Here is a 20,879-nt window from a genome sequence, read left to right as displayed (position 1 = left end):
CGGTGTCGTTTTCGCTGGCTGATCTCGAGCGCGCCAAGGTGCAGTCCTCCCGCGACCTTGCCGACGCCCTGGACATCATGGCGGGCGCGAACCGCGACATGAAACAGGGTGTGGAACGGTTGCCGATCGCTGGGGATGCCTGGCAAGGCGTCTCCGGGGACGCGGCCCATCACCAGACAGACGTCTACGGCAAGTACTTGGGTGGTCATGCCGAGGCCCAGCACGGCGCGGCGGGCAAGATCCGGCGTGCTGCCGATGAATTCGAGGGCGTGCAACAGCTCCTCAAGAAGATCGAAAACGACGCTGCCAGCGGTAAATTCACCATCAACCTAGATACCGGTGAAGTCACCCCACCTAGCGGCAAGTACGACAAAAACGAGCTGGACTACCTGACCAGCACCCTCAAGCAGATCCGCGCGGCCGGGGAGACCGCGAACGCTGACCTGACCGCCGCGATCAAAGCGGCCAAGGAACTCCCCGAGCCCTCCGGATCTACCGGGGCGCTGCCGCTGGCACCGGGCTCAGCCATCAAGCCGAATGGTTCTGCGGGGGCGCTGCAGAACTTGGCCGCTCCCAACCCTGATGGTGATCCGGGGGCGACGAAAGCCGCTGCCGCTACTGGTGCCGATACGGAAGCCAAGTACAAGGAGTGGTACCCGAAAAACGGTGTCTCTGTGGGGGATAAGAGTGTTGATCCGAGCAAGCTCGGCGGGGTGGGGGCGCTGCCGGGTGTGGGCAATATCGACAAAGCCGCACCTGCCAAGCTGGCTCCGACATTGGCCGACCGTGATGTGCCCGCGTTCAAAGACATCACCCGCCAAAACCTGCAACGCCAGGGTGTGCCTGCCGACCAGATTGAGCAGCGGGTCAACGACGCCGTAACGCGAGCTCAGACACCGCATTTTGCACCTGACGGTGGCCCGATGCGGTCGCCCGGTGAGGTGCCGCTGCATAACTCTGTCGGTGATCAGTTCAACGACATCGTGGGCCGCGCCAACGACTCGGCCACCAAAACAATTGACGGCCAGATTGAACAGGGCAAGATCCTTACCGGACAAGCCGGACCGGGCGCACCAGGTGTCGCCGATGCCTGGAAAGACGTCGGCCTGGGCGCAGCCAAGCAGGTCCACGAGCTGATGACCGATCCGCTGGCCGCACCCAAAATGGGCATCCAAGAAGCCCAGGACTTCTACCACCACCCCGGCGAATCCATCGGCAAAAACATCATCCTGGGCACCGAAGGCCTAGCCACCGGAGCCATCGGCGGTGAGGCCGCAGCCGGAGCACGCGGACTACTCGGCGACGCCACCATCGCCGGCCGCGGGGGCCTCCTCGACATGCCAGGCCTGCCTCATGACACGTCCCTGATGCCAGGGCACGCGCATGTCGAACTTCCGAGCGTCCACCCCGGCCCGATTGCTGACCACCCGATAGGCGGGGATCACGGCGGCGGGTTAAGCGGCGACCATTTGGGCGGCGGTATCGCTGATGTCGGTGGCAGCAATGGTCTTCCTTTCATCGACATGTCGATGAAAGATGGCTGGTCGGATTTCCAGCACTCACAGATGCAGGACAAGGTGCAGGGATTCAACGCATCACTCGGTGACGAGGGGTTCAGCAAGACTCTGCCAGGAGTGCGCGACCCCGCCATCCGCCAGTTGTTCCTAGACACCCTCGGCTTGGACCGTGTGCCACCTGGCGTGCACGTAGACCACATTCGAGACCTGCAAGCAGGTGGTCTCGACTCGGTCGACAACATGGGGTTGCTCGACGGTAGCGTGAACTCGAGCTTCGGTTCACAGCTCAACTCGGGGATGAACCGGTACCCCGAGGGGACCCAATTCGGTGGCGTGCGTCTCCCAGATCCGGGCCCCTGACATACGCTGCACACATAGGATTAGCCGCCACGACAACAGGAATCCGGAGATGGAATTCGCATTCGACCCGCCGACACGGCCCACCGAAGTGTGGGCGCCCAGACTGGTCGGCGACATGTTCGCTGTCCGAGGGATGTGTGGGCGCTCTATGAACCGAGGACTCTTCCGGTTTCACGACGCTGCGTCGGCACCTGCAGCTCAGGCGACCATCGATGCTATGTTCCGGACGCGGGGGCTCGATGCCGAAGTGTTCGCATTCGACTGGCTGGCACGTCAGTTCGCTGTCACGAGCCGGATGACCCCAGAGGGGATGCCGGACCGCGCACAGACCTCGCGCACGGTGGTGGTTCTCGACCCATTCGACGGCTCGGTCACGCCTTGGGTGGACGCCCACTCTTTCGAACGCGCGTTGAGTGTCCCACTCGCTCAGGACTTCCTGCTGCCGGACTTGTTCGGCGAGTGGATGGGCGCTGTCGGCATCAACTACTTGGAGTTCGACGCGTGCGCAGGGGCGACTGTGCCGGGGTTCTACGGCGGCAAGCGCGAGATCGGCAACCTCACTTGCGACTCCGTCGACGTGTATCTGTCGTTCGCGCAGCAACTATGGGAACACGGAATTAAGAACGGGCCGGATTCGCCGCGACCGCACTTAGTAGTAACCAAGGGGCAGTAGACATCACGCGGTTCTCGACGCAGCAGATGGCCGAGGTGAACAGTTTAATCAAGCCGCGGCTCTCGATGGTGTACGACCGGTGTGCACCGCTACTCAGCAAGCGTGGGAACAAGGTCGTCGACCGGGCCATCGCGAAGGGGACCGTGGGCGGTGATGTCGGTATGCAGCTGCTATTCGAGCCGGCGATGCTGCTCAGTCTCGTTGCGGACACCGACTCCATGTACGAGTTAGCGGAGTCGGCCAGGGACATTCCGTTTATCGGCAACTACGGCCTGTGGAGTCCCTGCGAGGCGACCATCGCGGCGACGTACCGGGTGCTCGCCATCGCCGATGACTCCCGCGCTACCGAAGTCGAGTCGTGGTTGTCGCTGCCTGAGAACGGCGGGATGCCTGGCCCCCCGGTAGTCCACCAGGCGATGACGAACCGGCTCGGCGGCCTCCTAGTGGAGCAGATCCGATCCGATGTCTACTCGCCGCCGCTCAACCTGCCGCAGTTCTCGTACGTAATTGGCAAGCTGCGGGAGCTGTCATCTATGTGGGCGTTCGGGGGTTCCGAGTCATGGCCGCGCATGAGAATCGATGAGGAGATCTCGGGGATCCGTAGCCAGGTCCACGACTTCCTCGTGTAGCTGTGCACGCCAGGCGGGAGCGGTCGTTCACCATTGAGTTATGACCGCGATCAAGCGTTTCCAGAAGACCGGAACCTGTGGCACCTGCTCGGGTGCGATCCACTTCTACCCGGCGCCGGTGACCGACGAACAGGCCATCGCCGAGGGCGACGACCCCAGCGGTCAATGGACACATCTAGAGCCCGCTGATTGGGTCGACAACCCACACCCGGCCGAACCCGCCGCCAGGTAATACCAGGTCGGCACGGTGTTTCTAATCCCACGATTTAACGCCACACGGCGCTAAGCTTGACCCAGCTTCACGGGGGGTGAAGCGTCGACAAGGGCTTACGCAGATGCGAGTGGGAATCGGCGAGCAATACCGCCATATGGAATCTGAACATGTTCGTCAGCAACGTTGCCATTCAGCGCATCTGGGACAAGGGCGAGAAGAAGATTGCCGTTGCAGGGGTCGATGCTTCGCTGCATCAAGAGCCTGATATGTGCGTCGTTACCTTGCCCGCCCAGCGGTCAACTGTGAGCGTGAATGTCGGTGCCGGAACGGGGAAGGGCCGCATTGACTTGTGCGCCAAAGCTATGGAAATCGCCACCGGGACATTGCCGAAGATTCCCAAGTAGGGATCGCGCAGGCTACGTCACCGGCGTGAATCGTTCGACGACCGTCAGGTCGATTGCGGGCGGGGTCCACGTCGGCTCGGTGGTGAAGTCGGTGACGGTCGGCGCGACAAACCAAAACGAATCGAAGGTGTGTTCCTTGCCCAGTACCTTCATGGTCCCGAACTGCACTTGGTAGACCAGCTTGTATCCCGACCCCAACTGCAGCGCAGGCGAATTCGCGAGCATGTCCAGACCGACGCTGGCGCGCTGCTGATCGATCTCGGTCGGTGTCGGGTTCTCCCCCGCCGGCGCGTCCAGGCGCGGCAGCTTCAACACCCCGTTCTCGATGCGGGCATCGAACGGCACCAGTAGCAGCGTGATCGGCGGCGTGTGCGCGGTCAGCCGAAACTGCGGCTCGGGTGGGTCCAGCTTGTTGTCTGGGCCCGCGATCCGGGGCGTGAACGTCACGGCGCCCCATGGTTTGAAATGGTCGGGCCGGTAGCCGCTGTCTAGGGTGTCGGGGACGATGTTGCCGTACAGGCCAACGCATTTGAACCATGGAATATCGACTATGTCAGTCATCGTTGTCGGCTTTCTGTGCGCGTGTGAGGAGTGCGATTTTCCAGCCGATGCCGTAGGCGAGCGCGGTGTACATGACGACACGGACTTGTTCGCGGTAGGGGTAGTCGCGGTCGGTCCACTGCGACAGCGCCGCCTGGGTCAGTACCAGTGCCAGGAACACATTGGTCAGGACCATGACCTTCCCGATAGCTTCTGCGCGCCAGTTGGACCGCCCGACATACAGTCCGACGAACGTCCACGCACACACGGCGGCGGCGGTCATGGCGATACTGATACCCCACGGTGCTGCTAGGAATACCGCGGTGGTAATTGCGACGGTCGCGGCCAAATGCGGCCAGGTACGGCGGATTCTCATGTGGTTCCGTACTTTCTGCGCATCGAGCGTTCGACGGCTTCGGCGAAATGGTTGCGACGTTCCTGCTCGGCCATCTTGGCGGTGAGCGCACTGACCCTTTCAAGGGTGTCTTCGGCCTCGGCGCGTGTGGCCGCATCCTTGGCGCGTTCGGTCGTGTCGATGGCCCGGCGCCACCAGCACGGGCGCTTCATTGACTCGGTCCGATCTGCTCAACGACCTTGGCAGTCACCGTGGCCGCGCCGGCAAGTTTGGCGATGGACTCCCGGTTGGCCGCCTCGGCTGCGCGAAGATCCCCGATCTGCTTGTCCTTGTCAGCGATGGTTTGTTTGTACACCCATCGGGGTACCAGCCAGCCGAACATGATCGCGAGCACGCACAACCCGACCAGCGACGCCCACAGGTAGTCGTCAGGGCTGTTGAGTAGCACTGACATGGGGCCGATGGCCGTTAGTGTCACGGGCGCTTGACCAATGCAGCGGAATCGGGGTCACCCACGCGCGATCCCTGCAATGACAGCAGGATCGAGGTCAGCGCGGCAGTGCCGGCGACGACGGCTACGCCTTGCCATGACACCGTGGCCACGGTGGCGTCGGCTACGAACACGCCGCCGACGCTGGCCGCGGTGGCGCGCACTGCGCGTTCTATCGCGTCGATCCAGAACTGTTTGGTGAGCATCGTTCCTCCTTGTGGGTAGATGAATTCGGCCGGTTGGGCTTACGGGAGCTTCCAGGCCGTCCACGCCGGCGGGCCGTCGTTCCACCACGAGACGGTGCCGGGCACTGTGAACACTGTTGCAGTCGAGACCTTTTCGGTGATGATCTGCGCGGCGCAATCCACCGCGGTCAGCCCACTCCAGAATGTTTCGGGTTGGTCGTGGTAGTGGAAGTGCGCGTTTGTGGAGATGAATTTGAGTGCGGCGGCGATGGTTTGGATGATCTGCGGCAGAAGGGTAAAGAGCTTCATCGCATCGAGGATCTGACCGCCGACCTGGTTTGTCGGCCCGGTGGTGACCAGGTTGGCCACGGCGGACAGCGCACCGGCTCCCGGTAGCGATGAGGTCAACAGGCCGAGTAGCTGACCGCCGACGGTGGAGATGAACAGGTTGAACAGGTAGGCAGCGAATTCGAGTGAGATCTCCATGCGGGTCAGGATCTGGTACAGCCACGGCAGTAGCCCGACGGCGTTGGCGTACATGTCACCTTCGTGGGTGAACTGGTAGGTGATGGGAACCGCCCAGTCTGGTCCGAACACCCCGGAAATGCCTTGTCCGCCTGGATTGTTACCGAGCAGCGTGGGACCGTCGCGGCGCGACGGGCCACCGAATCCGATGACGAGTTTGATTTCGTCGCGCCGATCTTCGGGCCATTGCAGCAAGGCGGTGTTCACCACGTCGTCGCCCATGCTGTAGCCCATCCAGATCTTGGGCACGCCGACCATGGGCAGCGCTAGCCGCAGCAGCTCGGCGCTACCCTCGGCGCGGGCATCGACATAGGAATGTGTGGGATCACCCATCAGGAACGCATCGGTGGAGAATCCGACGCCCTGTTGTACGAACCGCTTCTCTTTCGCCTTGGGTGCGACGAGCACGACACCGAGCCGGGTCTTGCAGTCGTAGGTGAGCACCCCGGGCTGCCGGTTGTATTTCTCGTCTTCGGTGGCGGCAAGGTATTCCTGCATGTTTCGCAGTGCACGGTCGGTAGCCGCGTCGAATACGCCCGACTCGATCACGCCGAGGTTGTGTGCGTCCGACCGGCCGGGGTAGGCGAACAGCAGTCGGTGCTGCAGCTTGCGGATTTCATCGGTTGGGCCCATCGGCGGGTCCGCCAGTTGCGGCTGTTGCCAGGTCATTACGCGGCCTTCTTCTCTGCGTCGAGCCACGCCTTGATGTCCTCGCGCGCGACCGTGACCTTGGCCTTGCTGATACTGGCCAGCAGCGCCTTGGCGAGTTTGGCGTCTTCCTGCCGGTCCGGGTACTTGCCCGGCATGTCGGCTGCCGTGGACACCTCCCACAGCAGCGCGATCGAGGGGGTGTGACCCTCGTTGGCCAGCGTCACGACGGCCGTCACGTGCTGGTTGGCGTCGATCGCGCGCGGAAGATCCGCTCGCGTGGTGACGTTGCCCTCCCCGAGGTGTCGCAGCGGCGACGTCGAGGGGATCGGTTGGTTCTGCCCGCGCACGAAGTCGATCACTTCTTGCCATTCAGATTGCGGCACTTGGGCCATGTCTTCATCTCCTGTGCTGGTATCGAGGTAGAGGCGGACGCGCCGGATCAGCTCGTCCCAAGGGAAGTTGTCGCCGGGGTCGGTATGGCCACCACCCCAGCTTCCGAAGTCACGGTGACCGCAGATACCGTCACGGCCCCAAGGGATTCCGTTGCCGCCGATGTACTCGACGGGTATGTCGTAGGTGCGGCACAACCACGCGATCAACTGGGCCGTGCGGGTGAGTTGGAGGTCTTCGTTTTTGCCGTCGGAGGCGTCGGTTTCGAGCCACTTGCCGCGATCCCAGCCCGAGTAGGAACCGGCCATGCAGATGTGGAATGCGTAGGAGTTGGCGTTGACCGCGGACCATGGGGTGTCGTCCCAGTTGACGGTGAGCACCGTCTCGACGTCGTCAACGCAGGCGTTGTAGGACACCGCGCCTGGCGTGCCTTGGGTAGAGATCAGGAACCCGGCCAGATCCCACGCGCTGCGCCCGCCCTCTTGGGTGTGCACCACGATCCAGCGCGGGGTTTTGCCGCCGCGGCCGACGTACCGGTTCGAGGTGAGCCGGGTGCGGGTAGTGGGGCTGCCGGTCCCGATCGGCGGCAGCGGCGGTTTGGGCGTGACGGGGCCTTGCGCGAGCGCGCGCCGCAGCACCGCCCACGCTTCGTCCCAGCGCGCCGCGTAGCGGTCGGGATAGGCCGACCGCTGCACCCGCTGCACGAACTGACCAGCGAGGGCCGGGTTTCCGGCCGCACGCCCGTAGTCATCGGCCAGCCGCGTCTGAAACACGTCGGCAGCCAGCGCGAGCGTCATGCGCGAGCGCATGTTCCCCCACCAGTTGTCGCTGCCCGCCACCACCTCGCCGGGGGCGCCGTTCTGCTGCTGGAAATAGCCCACCGAGCGCCCGTCGTCTGATTCGGCGTCGTGGGGGTACTTCTCGGAACTCGGATCGTTCGCGTTCCACGGGCACCACCACTGCGGATCCCCGTTGTCGTCATCGGCGCCGACCTCGACGTCGATGCACATCAGCGTCAGCACCGTGGCGAGTTCGTCGAGTCCGCGCGCCAGCGACACCGCGTGCACCTCACGGGCGATCTGCTCACGGCTACGTAGTGGGCCGTCGGGCCGGAACCACACGAAACTCATGACTGCGGGCCGAATCCCAGGAATTGGCGCACGAGCGCCGGCAGTAGTTTCGCGACGCGTTCAGCGAGCCCGTCGAGCGCCTTGTCGTCCCACTGCCATGGGGTGATGTTGGTGAGGTTGTTGACGAGTCGGGGTAGGGCGTCGACGACCTTCGTCGCGATGGTCTCTGCGACCTGCTCGCCCAATTCGGGGTGCTCGTCCAGATATTCGTGTGCGGCTTCGATTGCCGTGTTGAATAGCCATTTGACGATGGGTTTCATGGTGTCTCGCTTTCCGTTTCGGAAGGTAGCGCTGCGGGGGTGTTGATGCCGCGCAGCGTCACCAGCCGTTCTGGCGCTGTGGCGCCGTGAGTCGCGGATCGCGGTGGCGTTCACCGGGCGCGATATGAGTGACCACCACGAACGTCGCCGCCGCGGTGACGAGCGCGATTGCGACACAGCTCGCACCCACCTTGCACAGTGGCCCGAACATCACTGACCGCCCTTGAACCGGGTTTTCGGCGTGATATCGATGCTTACTGGACTGCCACCCACGGTGATTGGCGTATCGAGGGCACGGCCGCGTAGGTAGGTGGAGCCGTTGAAGATGGCGTAGTGACTGACCACTGTGGACGCCGGTATCAGCAGTGCCCCGGCGGAGCCTTGAGATACGGCGTACCCAGCGTCGGCCCCCGCACCGTCTGCTGCAGGACCCCACGTCGTGTTGAATGACGCTGGCGTTGAAGCGATCACGTTTGCGGCGCTCGTGCCGGTGCCGGGGTCGCCGCTGCACGCCTTGATGGTGTTGCCTGCCGCTGCGATTGCGTTGCAAATCGCCTGTTGATGAGCTGATGTGGCTCCCATGATTTCCTCCTAGAGTTGGGTTACTGATATGCGCGAGCCCAGGCGCCGCCTGGTGCACCCGCGCCGCCTGTGTTGCCGTTGAAGGCGTTTCCGGTGCCGCCATTCCCGCCACCGCCGGGTGGGTTACCCGCTGCCTGTGCAGTGGATTGGACAGCGCCGCCGTTGTAGGACTGGCCGTTGTAGGTATGGGTGCCGGGCGAGGCTCCGTTGCGGGTAGAGCCGAACTGATCTCCGGTGCCGCCCGCAGCCGACAGCCCAGACCAGCCCGACCCAGGCACCGACGCGGTGACGGTGCCGCCGCCGGCGCCCTTGTTGCCTTGTGTGCCACCGGGTGTGGCTGCCGGGATGACGATCGTGATCGAGGTCGCCGACCATGGAATGTCGACGCCGCGCTCCAACGTGACGTGTGACCAGTTGCCCGCGTTGCCGCCGCCACCAGTGACGAACCCGGCGAACCCACCACCGCCGCCGTTGCCGCCACCGACGAGCACGATGTCGATGTACCGGCACCACGACGGGATGTTGTAGGTGATTGTGCCTGGTGCCGACCACGATTGGGTGTCGGGCGCGTGCGGGCTGAATACCGCGGTGGCGCTGTCGTATCCCCCACCTGAATCGAGTCCGGTCAAGTGGGCCAACAGTGTGCCGGTGTCGTAGACCTGGCCGAACTCAGTGCCTGTCAGATGGGCCAGCAATGCCGCATTGTCGTAGCCCATTCCGTCGTCGGTGCCGCTCACGTAGTACCTGAGTACGGCAGTGGCAGAGTCGGATCCGATTCCGTCGTCGTGGCCGGTCATGTGTGCGAGCAGCGCGGCACTGTCTGCGCCCGCGGCGGTCTCGGTGACCAGCAGGTGTGCGAGCAGCGCGGCACTGTCTGCGCCCGTGGCGGTCTCGGTGGCCAGAAGGTGGGCCAGCAGAGTTGCCGAGTCCTCCCCGATGCCGGTGTCGATCGCGCCTGCACGCGGTACCCAATGCCATTTACCGCCAGATGCGCGCGCCGGCACGATCGGATTAGGTGACCACTTACCGCCCCGCGGCGGTGACGGGATGGTGGGGTTGGGTGACCAGGGCATCTATTCCTCGGCAGCGTGCGTGGGTTCGAGGAATTCGAGGTATTCGGCGGCAGCGCCCTGAACGGTGAGGGTGTACGGTCCGGCGAATGACAGTTCCAGGCCGTCGGCAACGTTGCGCATGCTCAGATTGAGCGGTTTGAACCACACGTCGGCCCCGTCGAGATTCTTGGCCTTGATGTATCCGGCTTTGTCTTGAGTGAAATTCATTGTTCGCCTCTATATCTGGCTTCGGTTGAGCAGCGATAGGGACAGGTAGGTCGCTGTGCCCGCAGAGTCCCCAGTGAGCTGGCGGGTGGTGGCGTTGGCGCCGATGACCTGTCCGGCGCGCACCACGTCCCCGGCGTTCAGGTAGATGACGAACGAGTCCGACAGCGCCAGTACCGGGATGGTGAGGTCGATGCTTCCGTCGCTGGAGTTGGATCGCGAATACTGTTGCGGCAAACCGAGCTTCGATACCGTAGTCGTGCTGTTGACGAAAATCGCGGGTTGAGCCTGCCCTGAGCTGTTGGTGGCGGTGGCGGAGATGTTCGACTTCGTGGACACCTTGGCCAAGTACCAACCGCTCAACGAGACGGTCATTGTGCCGGTGGTCAGATTGCAGGCGATATCCGGTGTCGCCGCCTGCACCACTGTGTAGAAGCTGTTCGGCAACACCGTCGTGCCCGTCGCGACCGTCACCGCCGCGGTGTTGGTGCGGGCCATCACGGCACCGGAACCCAAATAGATGGGTTCGATGTAGTCCGACAACGTGATAGCCGCAACCCGGAAGCTGTCGTAGGTGGTGGTCCCTTGGAACCATCCGTTGTTCACGGTGGCGCGCTGCATGACGAATCCGCCGCCGTACCGGGTGGATGCGCCGAACGTCACCGCCGACGAGGTCACCGACAGCACAGTGTTGCCGCCCACGGTGAGCGTCCACGTCGTGCCGACGTTATGCACCTCGACCAGAGAGCCCTGCCCGAGCGTTCCCGACCAAGACCCGCCCGAGAATGGCGTGAACGTGATGCTGGCGCCCGAGCGGGTGTAGCTGCCGATGGTTGCACTGCCGTTGTCGATCTTGAGGCAAGCGCCCGCGGTGTATCCCGAATCCGAGTGGAACAGATGGTATTCGGGAACATTGGTCGATCCGCCCTGATCGCCGAGCACCACGGCAAGGCTCTGATCGTCGGTGCTGTACTGCTTGTTGCAGGTGACGACGTAGGTACCGTCTGGTTTCGACGCGGCGATACCGGCGTACCCGTTGTTGCCCCGCACTTTCAGATCAGCGCCGGTGAACTCGACGGGCAGGGCCGCACCGTCAGCACCGCCGAATACGCTGGTGTAGTTCAGGCCACCGCCAGCTGCGTTCTGCTGACCTTGCAGCTTGGCTTGTAGCGCGGCCACGGCCGCTGCCGCAGCCCCGGCTTGGTCCGCACTCTGCTTGACTCCGATGAGTCCGTTAATCACCGCGACCAAGTCGAAGCCGCTGCCACTTTGCCCGGTTGCCGCGTTGACGATGCCGTCTTTGAGCGACCCGATGCCCGTGACAGCCTCGCTAATAGCGCCAGTGATCGCCGAACCGGCCATCTGTCCCGAGCTGTTAAGTGCCTGAGTCTTGTTCTGGTTGAGGCCAAACCAGTTCTTGAAGTCCTGCACGATGCCGTTGATGGGCGTGACTACAAGTCCGTTGATGACATCTTTGATCTGATTGAGGACCGTCTGAATGATGACAAGCCCCGAAACCTGCGCTTGCTGGATCAGGCCCTGGATTTCTGAGGCGGTGATCTTGCCGTCGGCGGTGATCGCCTGTAGGCGGGCGGTAATGTTGGCCACCTCAGAGTTGACCGCGCCGCCGATGGCGTCGACCATCTCGCGCAGATCCTTGACCAGGCTTAGATCTAGCAGGTTCGATGCCCACGCCGAAGCGTTGGAGAATCGGAACGTTCCGGCCGTGGCGCCACTGTCCAGGATGAGCAGCTCGGACACCTGCGCCACGCCGGGAGGCACCGGCCATTTGTCTTGGACCGGAACCCATTGCCAGCCATGATCACCGGAGGGTTGCAAGCTGCCGCGGATGACATCGGGTAACGGGTTGCCCGCCGGGTCGAATGGGGTGAACCCGACCTTGACGGGGTTGGATCCGGCGGTGGCGGTGGCACCCGTCCACTGCGAGGCTGCGCGCAGTTCTAGGGTTTGGCCGGGAAACACCGGGAAGGGTTCCGAGCGTATGACCTGCTGTGTGCCGTTGGCGGTTGCTCGGATTGAGCCGCCCGAAAGGAATCCGGGCATCACCGAATCCCAGGACCAGTACGGGTTGCCGGTGACACTGTCAGCGTTCAGGAACTCCCCGGCGCCGTTGATCAGGTCCTGAATGATGTTGGCGATACGCGAGATTGACAGCACCCCTGGAAAGCCCAGCGCCTTTCCGGCCAGCTCGACGATTGTCGCCAGGATCGCGCCGGGGCTCAGATTGATTCCTTCGAGCGCTTCTTTCAGCTCGGACAGATCCAGCCCGGTTAGTTCGTAGATGACGTCAACGACGTCGTCGAGGGCTCCCGAAATGGCGCCGCGGATCTTGTCGCCGGCCTGCTGCGCGGTATCGGCGAGCGCCGTTTCGTAATCCAGCTGCGAGCGCAGCGGGTTATTCAGGGACGCGGCGCCGGCGCCCCGCTTCTCTGGGAACTTATCGACGCTGCGGGGCATCAGCTCACCGGGAATAGCTTCATCGACATGTGCGCGCCAGGGGTGGAGAACACGACCGAGCCGCTGCCGCCGATCCGGTACAGCAGCACGTAGTACACCATGGACGTGTTCGCCGGGATCCGGCCTTCGCCGGAGTCGGGGCCGATCGCGCGCGCCGGATAGCCCGTGTCGGACCACTGTTCGCGCACGTGCGCGATGGTTTCGGCGTCCAACGTGCTCGGGTCGTACAGAGCGCGCCCGCACAACGTTCCGGTCTCGGGCGCGCTCGTCGATCCTTGCGGCAACGCCCGTACCTGCACTTCGATTTGCGCGCTGTTGAACAGTCCGCTGCGCTTCCACCGCAGGTGCCCGTCGAACTCCGGGTAGTACGCCAGCGGCTGTCCCGGAACGATGAGCGTGGCAACGATATTCCAGGTGGAACCGTAGGTGCCGCCGGTGAATGAGTTTTCCGGGATGCTGAGTTTCTTGACGGTGCCGACTGGGCTGCCGCCGCGGATCCCGCCGGCGCCGCTGGCCAACGTTGAGTCGTAGATCAGGGACTGGCCGTCCTCGATGGGTCCGACGAAATCTTCGGCCTCGAGGATTCGCGCGTTATCCCCCTTGGGACCCGGAATGAGGGGGATGTCGATCGCGAACGTCGGTTCCAGTGTGCTGCCGCCGGGTGTGACGTTCAGGTTCAGCGGGTAGGTGATGCCGCCCGATGGCGGCGCGACACCGCGCGCTGTCATGTGCAGGTTCGGGGTGGGGCCGGGCGGGCCGGGGATGGCGCCCAGGATGATTCGCCAGCCGTTGCCGTCCCAGACGTGCCAATATCCGGCGATGTACCAGGCCATTCCGGCGTCGGCGTCACCGAGGTCATCGGGTAGGTCGACCGGCAGGTTGATCGTGGAACCCCACTGCGGGCGCCAGAATGGCGACATGTCGCCGCGGTCGCCCTTGTCGCCCTTGATTGCGTCCAGGACGATGTTGTCCTCGCCGGGCATCAGTGTGAATGTGCCGACGATGGTTTGCGGGTCGCCGGGGTTGCGTGGCGCCGCGTAGAACAGGGTGCGGATTACCCTTTCGCCCAGAAAGATCGGCTCGGTGGGGATGAGTGCGGACGTCACGATGTGCCCTCCTTGGTGTCGTCGCGGTCTTCGGGTTGTTCGTCGTCGGTGTCGGCGAGTCGGGCGGTGTATTCGTCGCGGTCATCGGCCGACACCTCGGCGTGGCTGCGGTCGTAGGCGCGTTGGCCTTTGCGTTTGACCATCTCGATCAGCGCGTCGCGCACTTCCGGATCCAGCTCGTCGATCTCGCGTGCACGTGCGCGCGCTTCACGGCGGGCGTCCCTGTTCCGGGCGCGCGGTGTGTCTTCCTTTTTCACGACCCATTCGACGGCGTCGACCAGTCGCCCGCTCTCGTCGGGCAGTCTGCGCGGCCGGATGAACGCATTGTCTTCGTCGACGTCTGCGCCGGCCAGCGCGCCGTGGAACATCAGCAGCTGCAGATGGTCTTCTGGCATGCCCAGGCCCCACCCGTTCGGGCCGACAGCGTCCCGGAACGCCTCGCACAGCCGGTCTTGGCGCGCGAAGATCTCGTCAAGTTCGGTTTTGGTGAATTTGCGGTCGTACGGAAACTTCGGAAATACCTTGCCTTGCTTTTGATTTCGTCTGCTCATCAGAACATGTCCCCGCTTCCTGCTAGTAGGGCCGCGAAGTTCGCGACGTTGCCGATGGTGCGGAACCCGCGGGCGACCGGGTCTTCGTCGCGGGAGTCGTCGCCGAACGACACGGTGGGCCGGCCCGCTGTGGTGCGGTCGCCTTCGCCCTTGATGGCCATGATCTGGTCGGTGTAGACAACGCCCCGGATTTCCGCCGATACCCGGTCGCCGAGCCAAAAATCCTCGCCGAGGATGTAAGGCTGTCCGTCGCCGACGTCGAACTTCATCGACCGGTACGCCTTCATCTCGAAGTCGCCGGCTGCTAGCTCTTGGATGGCGTTTATTACGTACGCCGTTCCGCCCGGATTCTTGAAATACTCTCGGAACGCGTAACTTCCGGCCTTCGCCGAGCGCAGCGGGTTGACGTACCGCATGAACGCCAGGAACACGTCGTCCAGCTGGCCTTGATACAGGTTGTCCAAACCCTCCACGCCGTAGGCCTCTTGGCCGAGCACCACTTGCGCGAGTTGCGATATGCCGTAACGGATCGCGAATGTGATGGCCTGATTGACCCACTGCGGCGATTTGCCGCCGACGATGATGTCGGTGGCGCGGCTCTTGTAGATGCGCAGTTTGCGGCGGCGGATGTTGCCGTATCCGACGTCGCGGTACACGAACGGCGGCGGCTTCGGGGAAACCAGCAGCAGTTTCCGGAAGAACGGGTCGACCTCGCCGTCGTGGTCGGCGTCGATCGGGATCAGCGTCTCGGTGATCAGGTCATCGAGGGTCGCGGCGAACAGGTTGATGGCGCCGTCGAGCATGGTGCCCGTCGGGCCGGTCACACCGGACTTGTCTTCGAACGACAGGATCACGCAGGCGCGTGTGGGCTTGAGGATTTCGGCGAGTTCGGGGCCGAACATGGTGTACGGGGCGGGGTCGCCGGGTAGCCACGTGTAGGCGCGGCAGATGACGCCGGCGTCCTTCATGACCGGCGACAGAACGGTGTGCGCGTCCTTCCAGCGGGAACCGACGGTGCACCATCGTGATTGGTCGAACAGCCCCGCCACGGGCATGACCTGTACAGGCCAATTGAGCGGCGAGGTGTTCTGCAGCCATGTTTCCGGCGCGAACAGGTTCCGCGGTACCGGGAAGAATCCGTTGAGCGTGAACAGTCGAATGCAGTTGAAGAACACGGCGGTCGCGCAGGTGCTGACCGTGGGACCGCCCCACAGGAACATCTTGGGCAGCTGCACCTCCATCGGGAATATGGGGTTGGCTGCGAGATAGATTCCCTTGAGGTGGCGTCGATTTGAGATGCACTTGAGGGTGGTGACGGCAGCCTTTCCGGCTTCCTCGTCGTCCTCGATGACCTGCACCTTGCCGCCCCATCGGGTCCGGAAGTCGTGCGGCTTGTCAGGGTCGGGGTCGATCGTGATGTGAATGTCTTCGTCATCACCGATCTGGTAGGTGATGATTTCGCGTAGCCAGTCATTGGCCTTGCCGGAAAACGTGATGTTGGCTTCGCCGTCCTCGGTGGCCAATTCCTCCCAGTCCCACTTGTCGAGGTTTTCGACGCGGGCGATAAACCGGAATTCCTTGTCCCAGATACGAACCAACGGCGCCTTGGTGCGGCGATTCATGTAGGCCCAGCGCCGCTCTAGCAGATGCATCCGCAGCTCTGGCGTGAAATCACCCGCAAGCGTCTTCGGGTCCAGGGTGAGGGTGGGCGCGGTCATGCGAGCGCGCTTTCAAAGCGTTGCGGCAGCTGGCACCAAATCTTGCCGCCAGGCTGGTTATGCGACACCGGGATCGTCGCGACGGTGCGCGGCGGGATCGGAACCGAGAACCCTTGGCCCCGGAACCGCTGCAGCAGCGGCAATCCCGAATCGCCGTAGTTACTCAGAATCCAGTTCAGCAGCTCGCTATTGCGGATGAATTTCTTGACCAGGTTGTCGGGCGGATCCTGGGCGGTGATCGCGATCCGGTGCGTCGGATCGGTGTCGATGACGCAGTGCTCACCGGGATTCAACTCCGGAACATCGATCATGTTCGCGTCGCGTGTGCGGGTGAACGTGCCCAAGATCTCGTCAACGAACGGGATCCCGAAAAGCCGCGACAGCTTCGGCCAATCGTCGAACGGGTTCTCTTCGCCCGACACGATTGCGTTCGGGCCATCCCCCAGACGCACCTTGGACGGCGCGGTCTTGGACGCCTGCACAAAGAAGATCGGCCACGCCGGTTCGGTGGAACGGTTCGCGATCCGGATGAATCCCAGTCCGGGGCCACCGGGCGGGCGCACGAACGGCGGCGGCGAGGTGTCGGGCCGGTGCCAGCGCGGCTCACCGTCAGCGGCCAAGATGATCTCGTGCAACGCGACACATTGCAGCGCGGGGTCATCCGGGAGCGCGCATTTGGGCGCCTCGAGCAGCTGCATCGGAATCCACAGCTGGCCGTGACGGCGGGTGGTGACCGTGAAGTATCCGGTGGCGTCCTTCTTGCATCCTCGCCACCAGCGGGCCTCGGTGTCATACCAGCCGAGCGACGAATCGGACATCAGGCCCAACGTGAACGAGATTTCCCGTCGGCCGTCGACGGTGCGTTCAAACCGCGGTGGGCCGTAGGCGGGTGTGGTCCATATTCCTTCGAACGGGACGTGCACCATGCCGTCGATGGGTCCGGTGATGAACGCGCCTTCGCTGCCCGCCAGTTGCCCGGTGAGCGGCCAATGGTGGCCATCTGATCCGATCCATGCGCATGAGACCGCCTCGCCTCGTGCAGCTTCGGACAGCTGCGACCAGGGCACGTTGCGGCGTGGCCCGGTAAGTTGTGCGCTCGTCATTAGGGGCCACCGCCGATGGGTTCGTGGGTCATCTGGCGCGGTGTGTTCAGCAGGACGCGGCGGGTGCGGTCGGCGATCGACCGCTCGTCGCCCTGCGGGTTATTGATCGTGAGATTGACGGACTGATCGACCGGCCCGTTGCCGACACCCGGCGGCATACCCGAGCCCGGATGCGCCGATACGCCGGTGAGGGACGGCAGCATCGACGACACTTCGGGCACCATCCCGAACGGCAAACCAGACGTGGCGCCGCCGCCGTCGAAGCTCGCGCCACCGAACGCGCCACTGGGGCTACCGAGCCCGCCGCCGCCACTGGCGCCGGCCAGCAGACCGCCCGCGAAATTGGTTCCCTGCGGCGTGTACTTGATACCCAAGATGGCCTTGGCCAACTTGACGATGCCCAGGTCTTCGATGTTCGGGAACACCGAACCATCCAGACCGAATGTCTCGGCGAACCCGCCACCGATGATCTTGCCTATGTCGCTGAGATCATCGCCGCCCTTGCCCTTCTTGGATTCCTTAGCAGCAGTGAACTTTCCACGCTGGGCGTCAGCGAGGTCGGCTTGCGTGTCCTGGGCTTCGCGGCGCGCTTTCGCCGCATCGGCCTTCGCCTTCTCCAAGGCGTTGTCGGCAGACAGCTTCTGGGATTCCGAGGCGTCGAAGTCGAGTTCGGTCTTACGCGCCTCGGCGATCTTCACCTGTGCGTCTGCGTCTTTGATGCGCTGCTGCGCATCAGCGGCACGTTCCTGGGCTTCGCGGACCTGTTTCGGATCCGGGTTGTAGTAGCCGGGCTTGCCGTCCTCGTCGTATCCCGGTGTACCGCGGCCAGTCTGGTATCCGGCGCCGAACACGCTTCCGCCGCCGCCACGGCCACCGCCAGCGCCCCCACCGCCGCCGCCGAACAATGTGGCACCGCCACCGCCAGAGCCGCCTAGGCCTTCGCCGTAGAGGTTCGGCAGGTACATGTGTTGGTCGAACTGCGGGCTATCGGCCCCAGCGGCACCCGCGCCCACCCGGAAATCACCGTGCGAGCCGCCAGACTCTGCGGGTGTTCCGTCCGACAGCGTCAACGCCATATGGCCGTCATTCGGGTTCGGACCATGGTCGTACCAGCCGACTGTGATCGTGCCCGGACCGCCCATGCCGCGCTGGAAACCGCGCGCCGCCAACCATTGTTCGGCGTTCTTCGTGGTCATCAGGGAGTCGTCGGGCAGGCCCATCGCCCGGTTGATGACGCGGGCAGCCATGCCTGAACAGTCGTTGCGGCTGCCCTGGCTGTACGGGGTGCCCGTCATGCCTAAGGCGGCGATCACATCGGGGCCGCGGAACCCACCTGTTTCGAATCCCCGGATAGCGCCGAGCCGCCGCCCGGTCTCTAGCCAGATATCAAGCGAGCGTTGCCCACCGTCCAGTGGGATGAATGCTTCTCCCCCGGTGGATGGTTCAGCCCACTGCACCAGCCCTGAACCGGGCACCGCGGGCTGAATGATCGCCCGACTCGGCAGGGTGCCGCCTTGAGCGAACGACGCCACCGAATCCCACACGTCGAAAATTCCGCCACGAGCACGCGCAGGCGGAAGGAACGGATTCCACGGCGCTTTAACGTTGGCGTTGCCGCCCAGGAACGGGCCCGTGACCTGGGTCTGTCCAGGGTTCTGCAGCATGTCGCGGAACAACGCCCACTTGTGTTCTGCCTCCGAGGTATCGGCGCCGATCGGGACCTCGGCCGGCTTGTCCTTCTCGATCGATTTGCGCCAGGTGTCAAGGATCTTCTTGCCCTGATCGGTGTTCGCGGTGACCGTCACCGTTCCGTCAGGCAGGGTTTCGACTTGCACTCCGATATCGGCGAGCTTGCGGCGGACCTCGGGGGTGTTCTCCGAGATCTGAATGGTCTTGCCGTCTGGGATATTTGCCGTGGCCTCGCCCAGCGCGGTAGTGAATTCGGCTGCAGTGGCCATCTCTTCGGAGCTGGCCTTGATCTTGTCTCGCATCCGGAACAGGGCGTTGTTCAAATCGTTGGCGCCGTCGGCCACCTTGTTCAGTCCCTGGCCCCACGCGAACGCTTCCTCGGCGGCTCGCCGCTGCTCATCGGCCTTGTCGTGGCGTCCGAAGAAATCGTCGACCGCGGCTCCCGCCTTGAGTAGTGTGCCGACGAAATTGCCGACACCGCCGACCAATAGCGCCAGCGCGCGCGCCGCTTGGCCTGTCATGCCGATGATGGATTGGCCGAACACGATCGCGACGTCAGCAGCCTGGCCGAAGAACCGGATGATTTCCGGGGCGTGGGCCTGCGCCCACTGGGACAGCTCGGTCAAGCTGACGTTGACGAACTCAAAGAGCCCGGACGCCAACGGTTCCAGCGCGGTCGCGGTGTTGTTTTTGAAGATCTGCCACTTCTGTTCGAAGTCGTCGGTGTCGGCGGCGGTGTCGTTGATCGACGAGCCGGTCGATTCGAGCGCCGATTGCAGCGTCTGCAGATCAATTGCCCCGCGCCGAATGGCGTCGAGGAACTGTCCGCCGCCCTTAGGGCCGAAGATCTTGTTGGTCAAGTTGATCGCGTCGGCGTCGCGGCCAGCGTCGCTCAACGCCTTGATTTGCGTGACAGTCTGTTTCAGTGCATCCGGGCCTGTGATGCCTTGCTTTCTCGCGAGAACGGTCATCGCCTTGTTCAAGGCCATCAGCGATTTCTCGGCATCGAGCCCGGCTTCGTCGAGCGTGCCGATCAGTGCCGCGGACTGGCCGAAGTCGAATCCGAACTGGCGAAGCTGCGGGCCACCCTTGGTGACTGTCGACAACAATTCGTTGATCGGGATACCGGTGCGCTGCCACGCGCCGAACAGCGAATCGAGGGTCGCGACCTGATCCTTGCCTTCGACCCCGAACGACCGGAACGCGCGGCCAAGCCCGCGCACATCGACCGCTTCACCGGTCAGCCGGCCGAGGTTGGCAACCGATTTCGACACGGCGTCTAGCTGCGGGCCGGTCAGATGCAGGTCGCGGTTGACCTCGCCGACGACCTTGCCGAGTTCGGTGAACGGAAGTGGCACAGAGCGTCCGAGGTTCTTTACGGACAGTTCCAGTGCGTCGAGTGTGTCTCCGCTGGCGCCGGTGGTGATCTGCAGCTGGTCGAATGTTTCGTCGAACTGTGCGCCGACGTCATACAACTCGCGGGTCAGCTGGACAGCGCCGGTGACCGCCGCTGCCAGGCCTGCACCGACCGCCGTGCCCAACGCGGCTGCTGCGACTGTCGCCTTCCCCGCCAGACCTTCGAAGCTGAATCCCAGACTGTCAATTCCTCCGGAGGCCTTCTCGTGCCGTTTCAGTGTGTCGTCGTAATCGGACTGGGCAGCTTCGGCTTCCTTAATCGCGCGTGCCTCGTCGCGTCGCGCTTTGTTCCGGGCTTCGGTGGCTGCGACGATCCGGTCGTTGGATGCGCCGATCTTCTGTAGCCGCTGCAGTTTCGCTTCAGCGGTCGTCAGCTTGCCGGTCGCGTCAGCGGCCTTGTCTTTGATCTTGATGACGTTGTCGTAGGCGCGGGACAGCTGCGCTTCCGACGAGACGATGCCGTCGGCGAGGTTCTTTCCGAAGTCCTTACCGAGCTTGGTTCCGAGCCCGCCCACGGATCGGTTCAGCGCCGTCTGCGACTTCGATTCGATGCCCGCAAACGACGGGATGACGGGAAGGGTGTAGTACCCGAAATCCAAGCCCTGTGCTGCCACGGTGTGGCTTCCGCCTTACCTC

At 63.8% G+C, this 20,879-nt stretch carries 23 protein-coding genes; 5 read left to right on the top strand and 18 right to left on the bottom strand.

Annotated elements, in window-relative coordinates; translation table 11 throughout:
* Positions 1 to 2 precede the first annotated feature (2 nt).
* The 5 genes from B4393_RS28000 (at position 3) to B4393_RS00425 (ending at position 3,797) form a co-directional block, all read left to right on the top strand.
* A complete protein-coding gene (locus B4393_RS28000) occupies positions 3 to 1,877 on the top strand; it encodes a hypothetical protein (protein ID WP_236743084.1) in 1,875 nt (624 codons plus the stop codon).
* Between the two features lie 217 nt (positions 1,878 to 2,094).
* Positions 2,095 to 2,550, top strand: coding sequence for a hypothetical protein (locus B4393_RS00440; RefSeq protein WP_236743083.1), 456 nt, complete (start codon positions 2,095 to 2,097; stop codon positions 2,548 to 2,550).
* A gap of 26 nt (positions 2,551 to 2,576) precedes the next feature.
* A complete protein-coding gene (locus B4393_RS00435; RefSeq protein ID WP_078332510.1) occupies positions 2,577 to 3,179 on the top strand; it encodes a hypothetical protein in 603 nt (200 codons plus the stop codon).
* Positions 3,180 to 3,219: 40 nt separating this feature from the next.
* A complete protein-coding gene (locus B4393_RS00430; protein WP_078332509.1) occupies positions 3,220 to 3,411 on the top strand; it encodes a hypothetical protein in 192 nt (63 codons plus the stop codon).
* 149 nt (positions 3,412 to 3,560) lie between these two features.
* Positions 3,561 to 3,797 (top strand): hypothetical protein, encoded by a 237-nt coding sequence (locus B4393_RS00425; RefSeq protein ID WP_078332508.1) that lies wholly within the window; start codon positions 3,561 to 3,563, stop codon positions 3,795 to 3,797.
* Between the two features lie 12 nt (positions 3,798 to 3,809).
* On the opposite strand, the gene B4393_RS00420 is transcribed toward B4393_RS00425, so the two are convergent.
* Genes B4393_RS00420 through B4393_RS00340 form a run of 18 tightly spaced genes read right to left on the bottom strand, consistent with a single transcriptional unit; the run spans position 3,810 to position 20,842 of the window.
* Positions 3,810 to 4,358, bottom strand: a complete 549-nt coding sequence (locus B4393_RS00420) for a hypothetical protein (RefSeq protein WP_078332507.1) — start codon at positions 4,356 to 4,358, stop codon at positions 3,810 to 3,812.
* A complete protein-coding gene (locus B4393_RS00415; RefSeq protein WP_078332506.1) occupies positions 4,351 to 4,713 on the bottom strand; it encodes a putative phage holin in 363 nt (120 codons plus the stop codon). The genes B4393_RS00420 and B4393_RS00415 overlap by 8 nt, the downstream gene beginning before the upstream one ends.
* Positions 4,710 to 4,904 (bottom strand): DUF7620 family protein, encoded by a 195-nt coding sequence (locus B4393_RS00410; protein WP_078332505.1) that lies wholly within the window; start codon positions 4,902 to 4,904, stop codon positions 4,710 to 4,712. Before B4393_RS00410 ends, B4393_RS00415 begins: the two co-directional genes overlap by 4 nt.
* Positions 4,901 to 5,146 carry a hypothetical protein gene (locus B4393_RS00405; RefSeq protein WP_078332504.1) on the bottom strand — a complete coding sequence of 82 codons (246 nt, stop codon included), beginning with the start codon at positions 5,144 to 5,146 and terminating at the stop codon, positions 4,901 to 4,903. Before B4393_RS00405 ends, B4393_RS00410 begins: the two co-directional genes overlap by 4 nt.
* A 20-nt stretch (positions 5,147 to 5,166) precedes the next feature.
* On the bottom strand, positions 5,167 to 5,388 hold the full coding sequence (locus B4393_RS00400) for a holin (protein ID WP_078332503.1): 222 nt from the start codon (positions 5,386 to 5,388) through the stop codon (positions 5,167 to 5,169).
* 39 nt (positions 5,389 to 5,427) lie between these two features.
* On the bottom strand, positions 5,428 to 6,561 hold the full coding sequence (locus B4393_RS00395; protein ID WP_078332502.1) for a peptidoglycan-binding protein: 1,134 nt from the start codon (positions 6,559 to 6,561) through the stop codon (positions 5,428 to 5,430).
* A complete protein-coding gene (locus B4393_RS00390) occupies positions 6,561 to 8,063 on the bottom strand; it encodes a peptidoglycan recognition protein family protein (RefSeq protein ID WP_078332501.1) in 1,503 nt (500 codons plus the stop codon). The genes B4393_RS00395 and B4393_RS00390 overlap by 1 nt, the downstream gene beginning before the upstream one ends.
* Positions 8,060 to 8,323, bottom strand: coding sequence for a hypothetical protein (locus B4393_RS00385; RefSeq protein WP_078332500.1), 264 nt, complete (start codon positions 8,321 to 8,323; stop codon positions 8,060 to 8,062). Before B4393_RS00385 ends, B4393_RS00390 begins: the two co-directional genes overlap by 4 nt.
* A gap of 58 nt (positions 8,324 to 8,381) precedes the next feature.
* Positions 8,382 to 8,534: a hypothetical protein gene (locus B4393_RS27735; protein ID WP_165758530.1), complete on the bottom strand. Its 153-nt coding sequence runs from the start codon at positions 8,532 to 8,534 to the stop codon at positions 8,382 to 8,384.
* Positions 8,534 to 8,905 (bottom strand): hypothetical protein, encoded by a 372-nt coding sequence (locus tag B4393_RS00380; protein ID WP_078332499.1) that lies wholly within the window; start codon positions 8,903 to 8,905, stop codon positions 8,534 to 8,536. The genes B4393_RS27735 and B4393_RS00380 overlap by 1 nt, the downstream gene beginning before the upstream one ends.
* 20 nt (positions 8,906 to 8,925) lie before the next feature.
* A complete protein-coding gene (locus B4393_RS00375; RefSeq protein ID WP_236743082.1) occupies positions 8,926 to 9,978 on the bottom strand; it encodes a glycine-rich domain-containing protein in 1,053 nt (350 codons plus the stop codon).
* Positions 9,979 to 10,185, bottom strand: coding sequence for a hypothetical protein (locus B4393_RS00370; RefSeq protein ID WP_078332498.1), 207 nt, complete (start codon positions 10,183 to 10,185; stop codon positions 9,979 to 9,981).
* A gap of 9 nt (positions 10,186 to 10,194) precedes the next feature.
* On the bottom strand, positions 10,195 to 12,660 hold the full coding sequence (locus tag B4393_RS00365; RefSeq protein ID WP_078332497.1) for a hypothetical protein: 2,466 nt from the start codon (positions 12,658 to 12,660) through the stop codon (positions 10,195 to 10,197).
* Complete coding sequence (locus B4393_RS00360) at positions 12,660 to 13,766, bottom strand: hypothetical protein (RefSeq protein WP_078332496.1); 1,107 nt, start codon at positions 13,764 to 13,766, stop codon at positions 12,660 to 12,662. Before B4393_RS00360 ends, B4393_RS00365 begins: the two co-directional genes overlap by 1 nt.
* Entirely contained in the window at positions 13,763 to 14,317 is a 555-nt protein-coding gene (locus B4393_RS00355; RefSeq protein ID WP_078332495.1) for a phage gene 29 protein family protein, read from the bottom strand. Before B4393_RS00355 ends, B4393_RS00360 begins: the two co-directional genes overlap by 4 nt.
* Positions 14,317 to 16,035, bottom strand: a complete 1,719-nt coding sequence (locus B4393_RS00350) for a Gp37-like protein (protein ID WP_078332494.1) — start codon at positions 16,033 to 16,035, stop codon at positions 14,317 to 14,319. Before B4393_RS00350 ends, B4393_RS00355 begins: the two co-directional genes overlap by 1 nt.
* A complete protein-coding gene (locus B4393_RS00345) occupies positions 16,032 to 17,138 on the bottom strand; it encodes a hypothetical protein (RefSeq protein ID WP_078332493.1) in 1,107 nt (368 codons plus the stop codon). The genes B4393_RS00350 and B4393_RS00345 overlap by 4 nt, the downstream gene beginning before the upstream one ends.
* On the bottom strand, positions 17,138 to 20,842 hold the full coding sequence (locus B4393_RS00340) for a phage tail tape measure protein (RefSeq protein ID WP_078332940.1): 3,705 nt from the start codon (positions 20,840 to 20,842) through the stop codon (positions 17,138 to 17,140). Before B4393_RS00340 ends, B4393_RS00345 begins: the two co-directional genes overlap by 1 nt.
* Positions 20,843 to 20,879 lie beyond the last annotated feature (37 nt).

The sequence above is a fragment of the Mycobacteroides franklinii genome (genome assembly GCF_002013895.1).
GTDB lineage: Bacteria > Actinomycetota > Actinomycetes > Mycobacteriales > Mycobacteriaceae > Mycobacterium > Mycobacterium franklinii.
Note: the sequence above shows the minus strand (reverse complement) of the source record. Positions and strands in the feature narration are given on the sequence as shown.

Coding starts and splice junctions, on each gene's coding strand:
- B4393_RS00395 (WP_078332502.1), bottom strand. CDS start 6,561: ATGACCTGGCAACAGCCGCAACTGGCGGACCCGCCGATGGGCCCAACC.
- B4393_RS00385 (WP_078332500.1), bottom strand. CDS start 8,323: ATGAAACCCATCGTCAAATGGCTATTCAACACGGCAATCGAAGCCGCA.
- B4393_RS00345 (WP_078332493.1), bottom strand. CDS start 17,138: ATGACGAGCGCACAACTTACCGGGCCACGCCGCAACGTGCCCTGGTCG.
- B4393_RS00415 (WP_078332506.1), bottom strand. CDS start 4,713: ATGAGAATCCGCCGTACCTGGCCGCATTTGGCCGCGACCGTCGCAATT.
- B4393_RS27735 (WP_165758530.1), bottom strand. CDS start 8,534: ATGTTCGGGCCACTGTGCAAGGTGGGTGCGAGCTGTGTCGCAATCGCG.
- B4393_RS00430 (WP_078332509.1), top strand. CDS start 3,220: ATGACCGCGATCAAGCGTTTCCAGAAGACCGGAACCTGTGGCACCTGC.
- B4393_RS00425 (WP_078332508.1), top strand. CDS start 3,561: ATGTTCGTCAGCAACGTTGCCATTCAGCGCATCTGGGACAAGGGCGAG.
- B4393_RS00435 (WP_078332510.1), top strand. CDS start 2,577: ATGGCCGAGGTGAACAGTTTAATCAAGCCGCGGCTCTCGATGGTGTAC.
- B4393_RS00380 (WP_078332499.1), bottom strand. CDS start 8,905: ATGGGAGCCACATCAGCTCATCAACAGGCGATTTGCAACGCAATCGCA.
- B4393_RS00370 (WP_078332498.1), bottom strand. CDS start 10,185: ATGAATTTCACTCAAGACAAAGCCGGATACATCAAGGCCAAGAATCTC.
- B4393_RS00365 (WP_078332497.1), bottom strand. CDS start 12,660: ATGCCCCGCAGCGTCGATAAGTTCCCAGAGAAGCGGGGCGCCGGCGCC.
- B4393_RS00440 (WP_236743083.1), top strand. CDS start 2,095: ATGTTCCGGACGCGGGGGCTCGATGCCGAAGTGTTCGCATTCGACTGG.
- B4393_RS00355 (WP_078332495.1), bottom strand. CDS start 14,317: ATGAGCAGACGAAATCAAAAGCAAGGCAAGGTATTTCCGAAGTTTCCG.
- B4393_RS00405 (WP_078332504.1), bottom strand. CDS start 5,146: ATGTCAGTGCTACTCAACAGCCCTGACGACTACCTGTGGGCGTCGCTG.
- B4393_RS00400 (WP_078332503.1), bottom strand. CDS start 5,388: ATGCTCACCAAACAGTTCTGGATCGACGCGATAGAACGCGCAGTGCGC.
- B4393_RS00350 (WP_078332494.1), bottom strand. CDS start 16,035: ATGACCGCGCCCACCCTCACCCTGGACCCGAAGACGCTTGCGGGTGAT.
- B4393_RS00410 (WP_078332505.1), bottom strand. CDS start 4,904: ATGAAGCGCCCGTGCTGGTGGCGCCGGGCCATCGACACGACCGAACGC.
- B4393_RS00390 (WP_078332501.1), bottom strand. CDS start 8,063: ATGAGTTTCGTGTGGTTCCGGCCCGACGGCCCACTACGTAGCCGTGAG.
- B4393_RS00375 (WP_236743082.1), bottom strand. CDS start 9,978: ATGCCCTGGTCACCCAACCCCACCATCCCGTCACCGCCGCGGGGCGGT.
- B4393_RS00420 (WP_078332507.1), bottom strand. CDS start 4,358: ATGACTGACATAGTCGATATTCCATGGTTCAAATGCGTTGGCCTGTAC.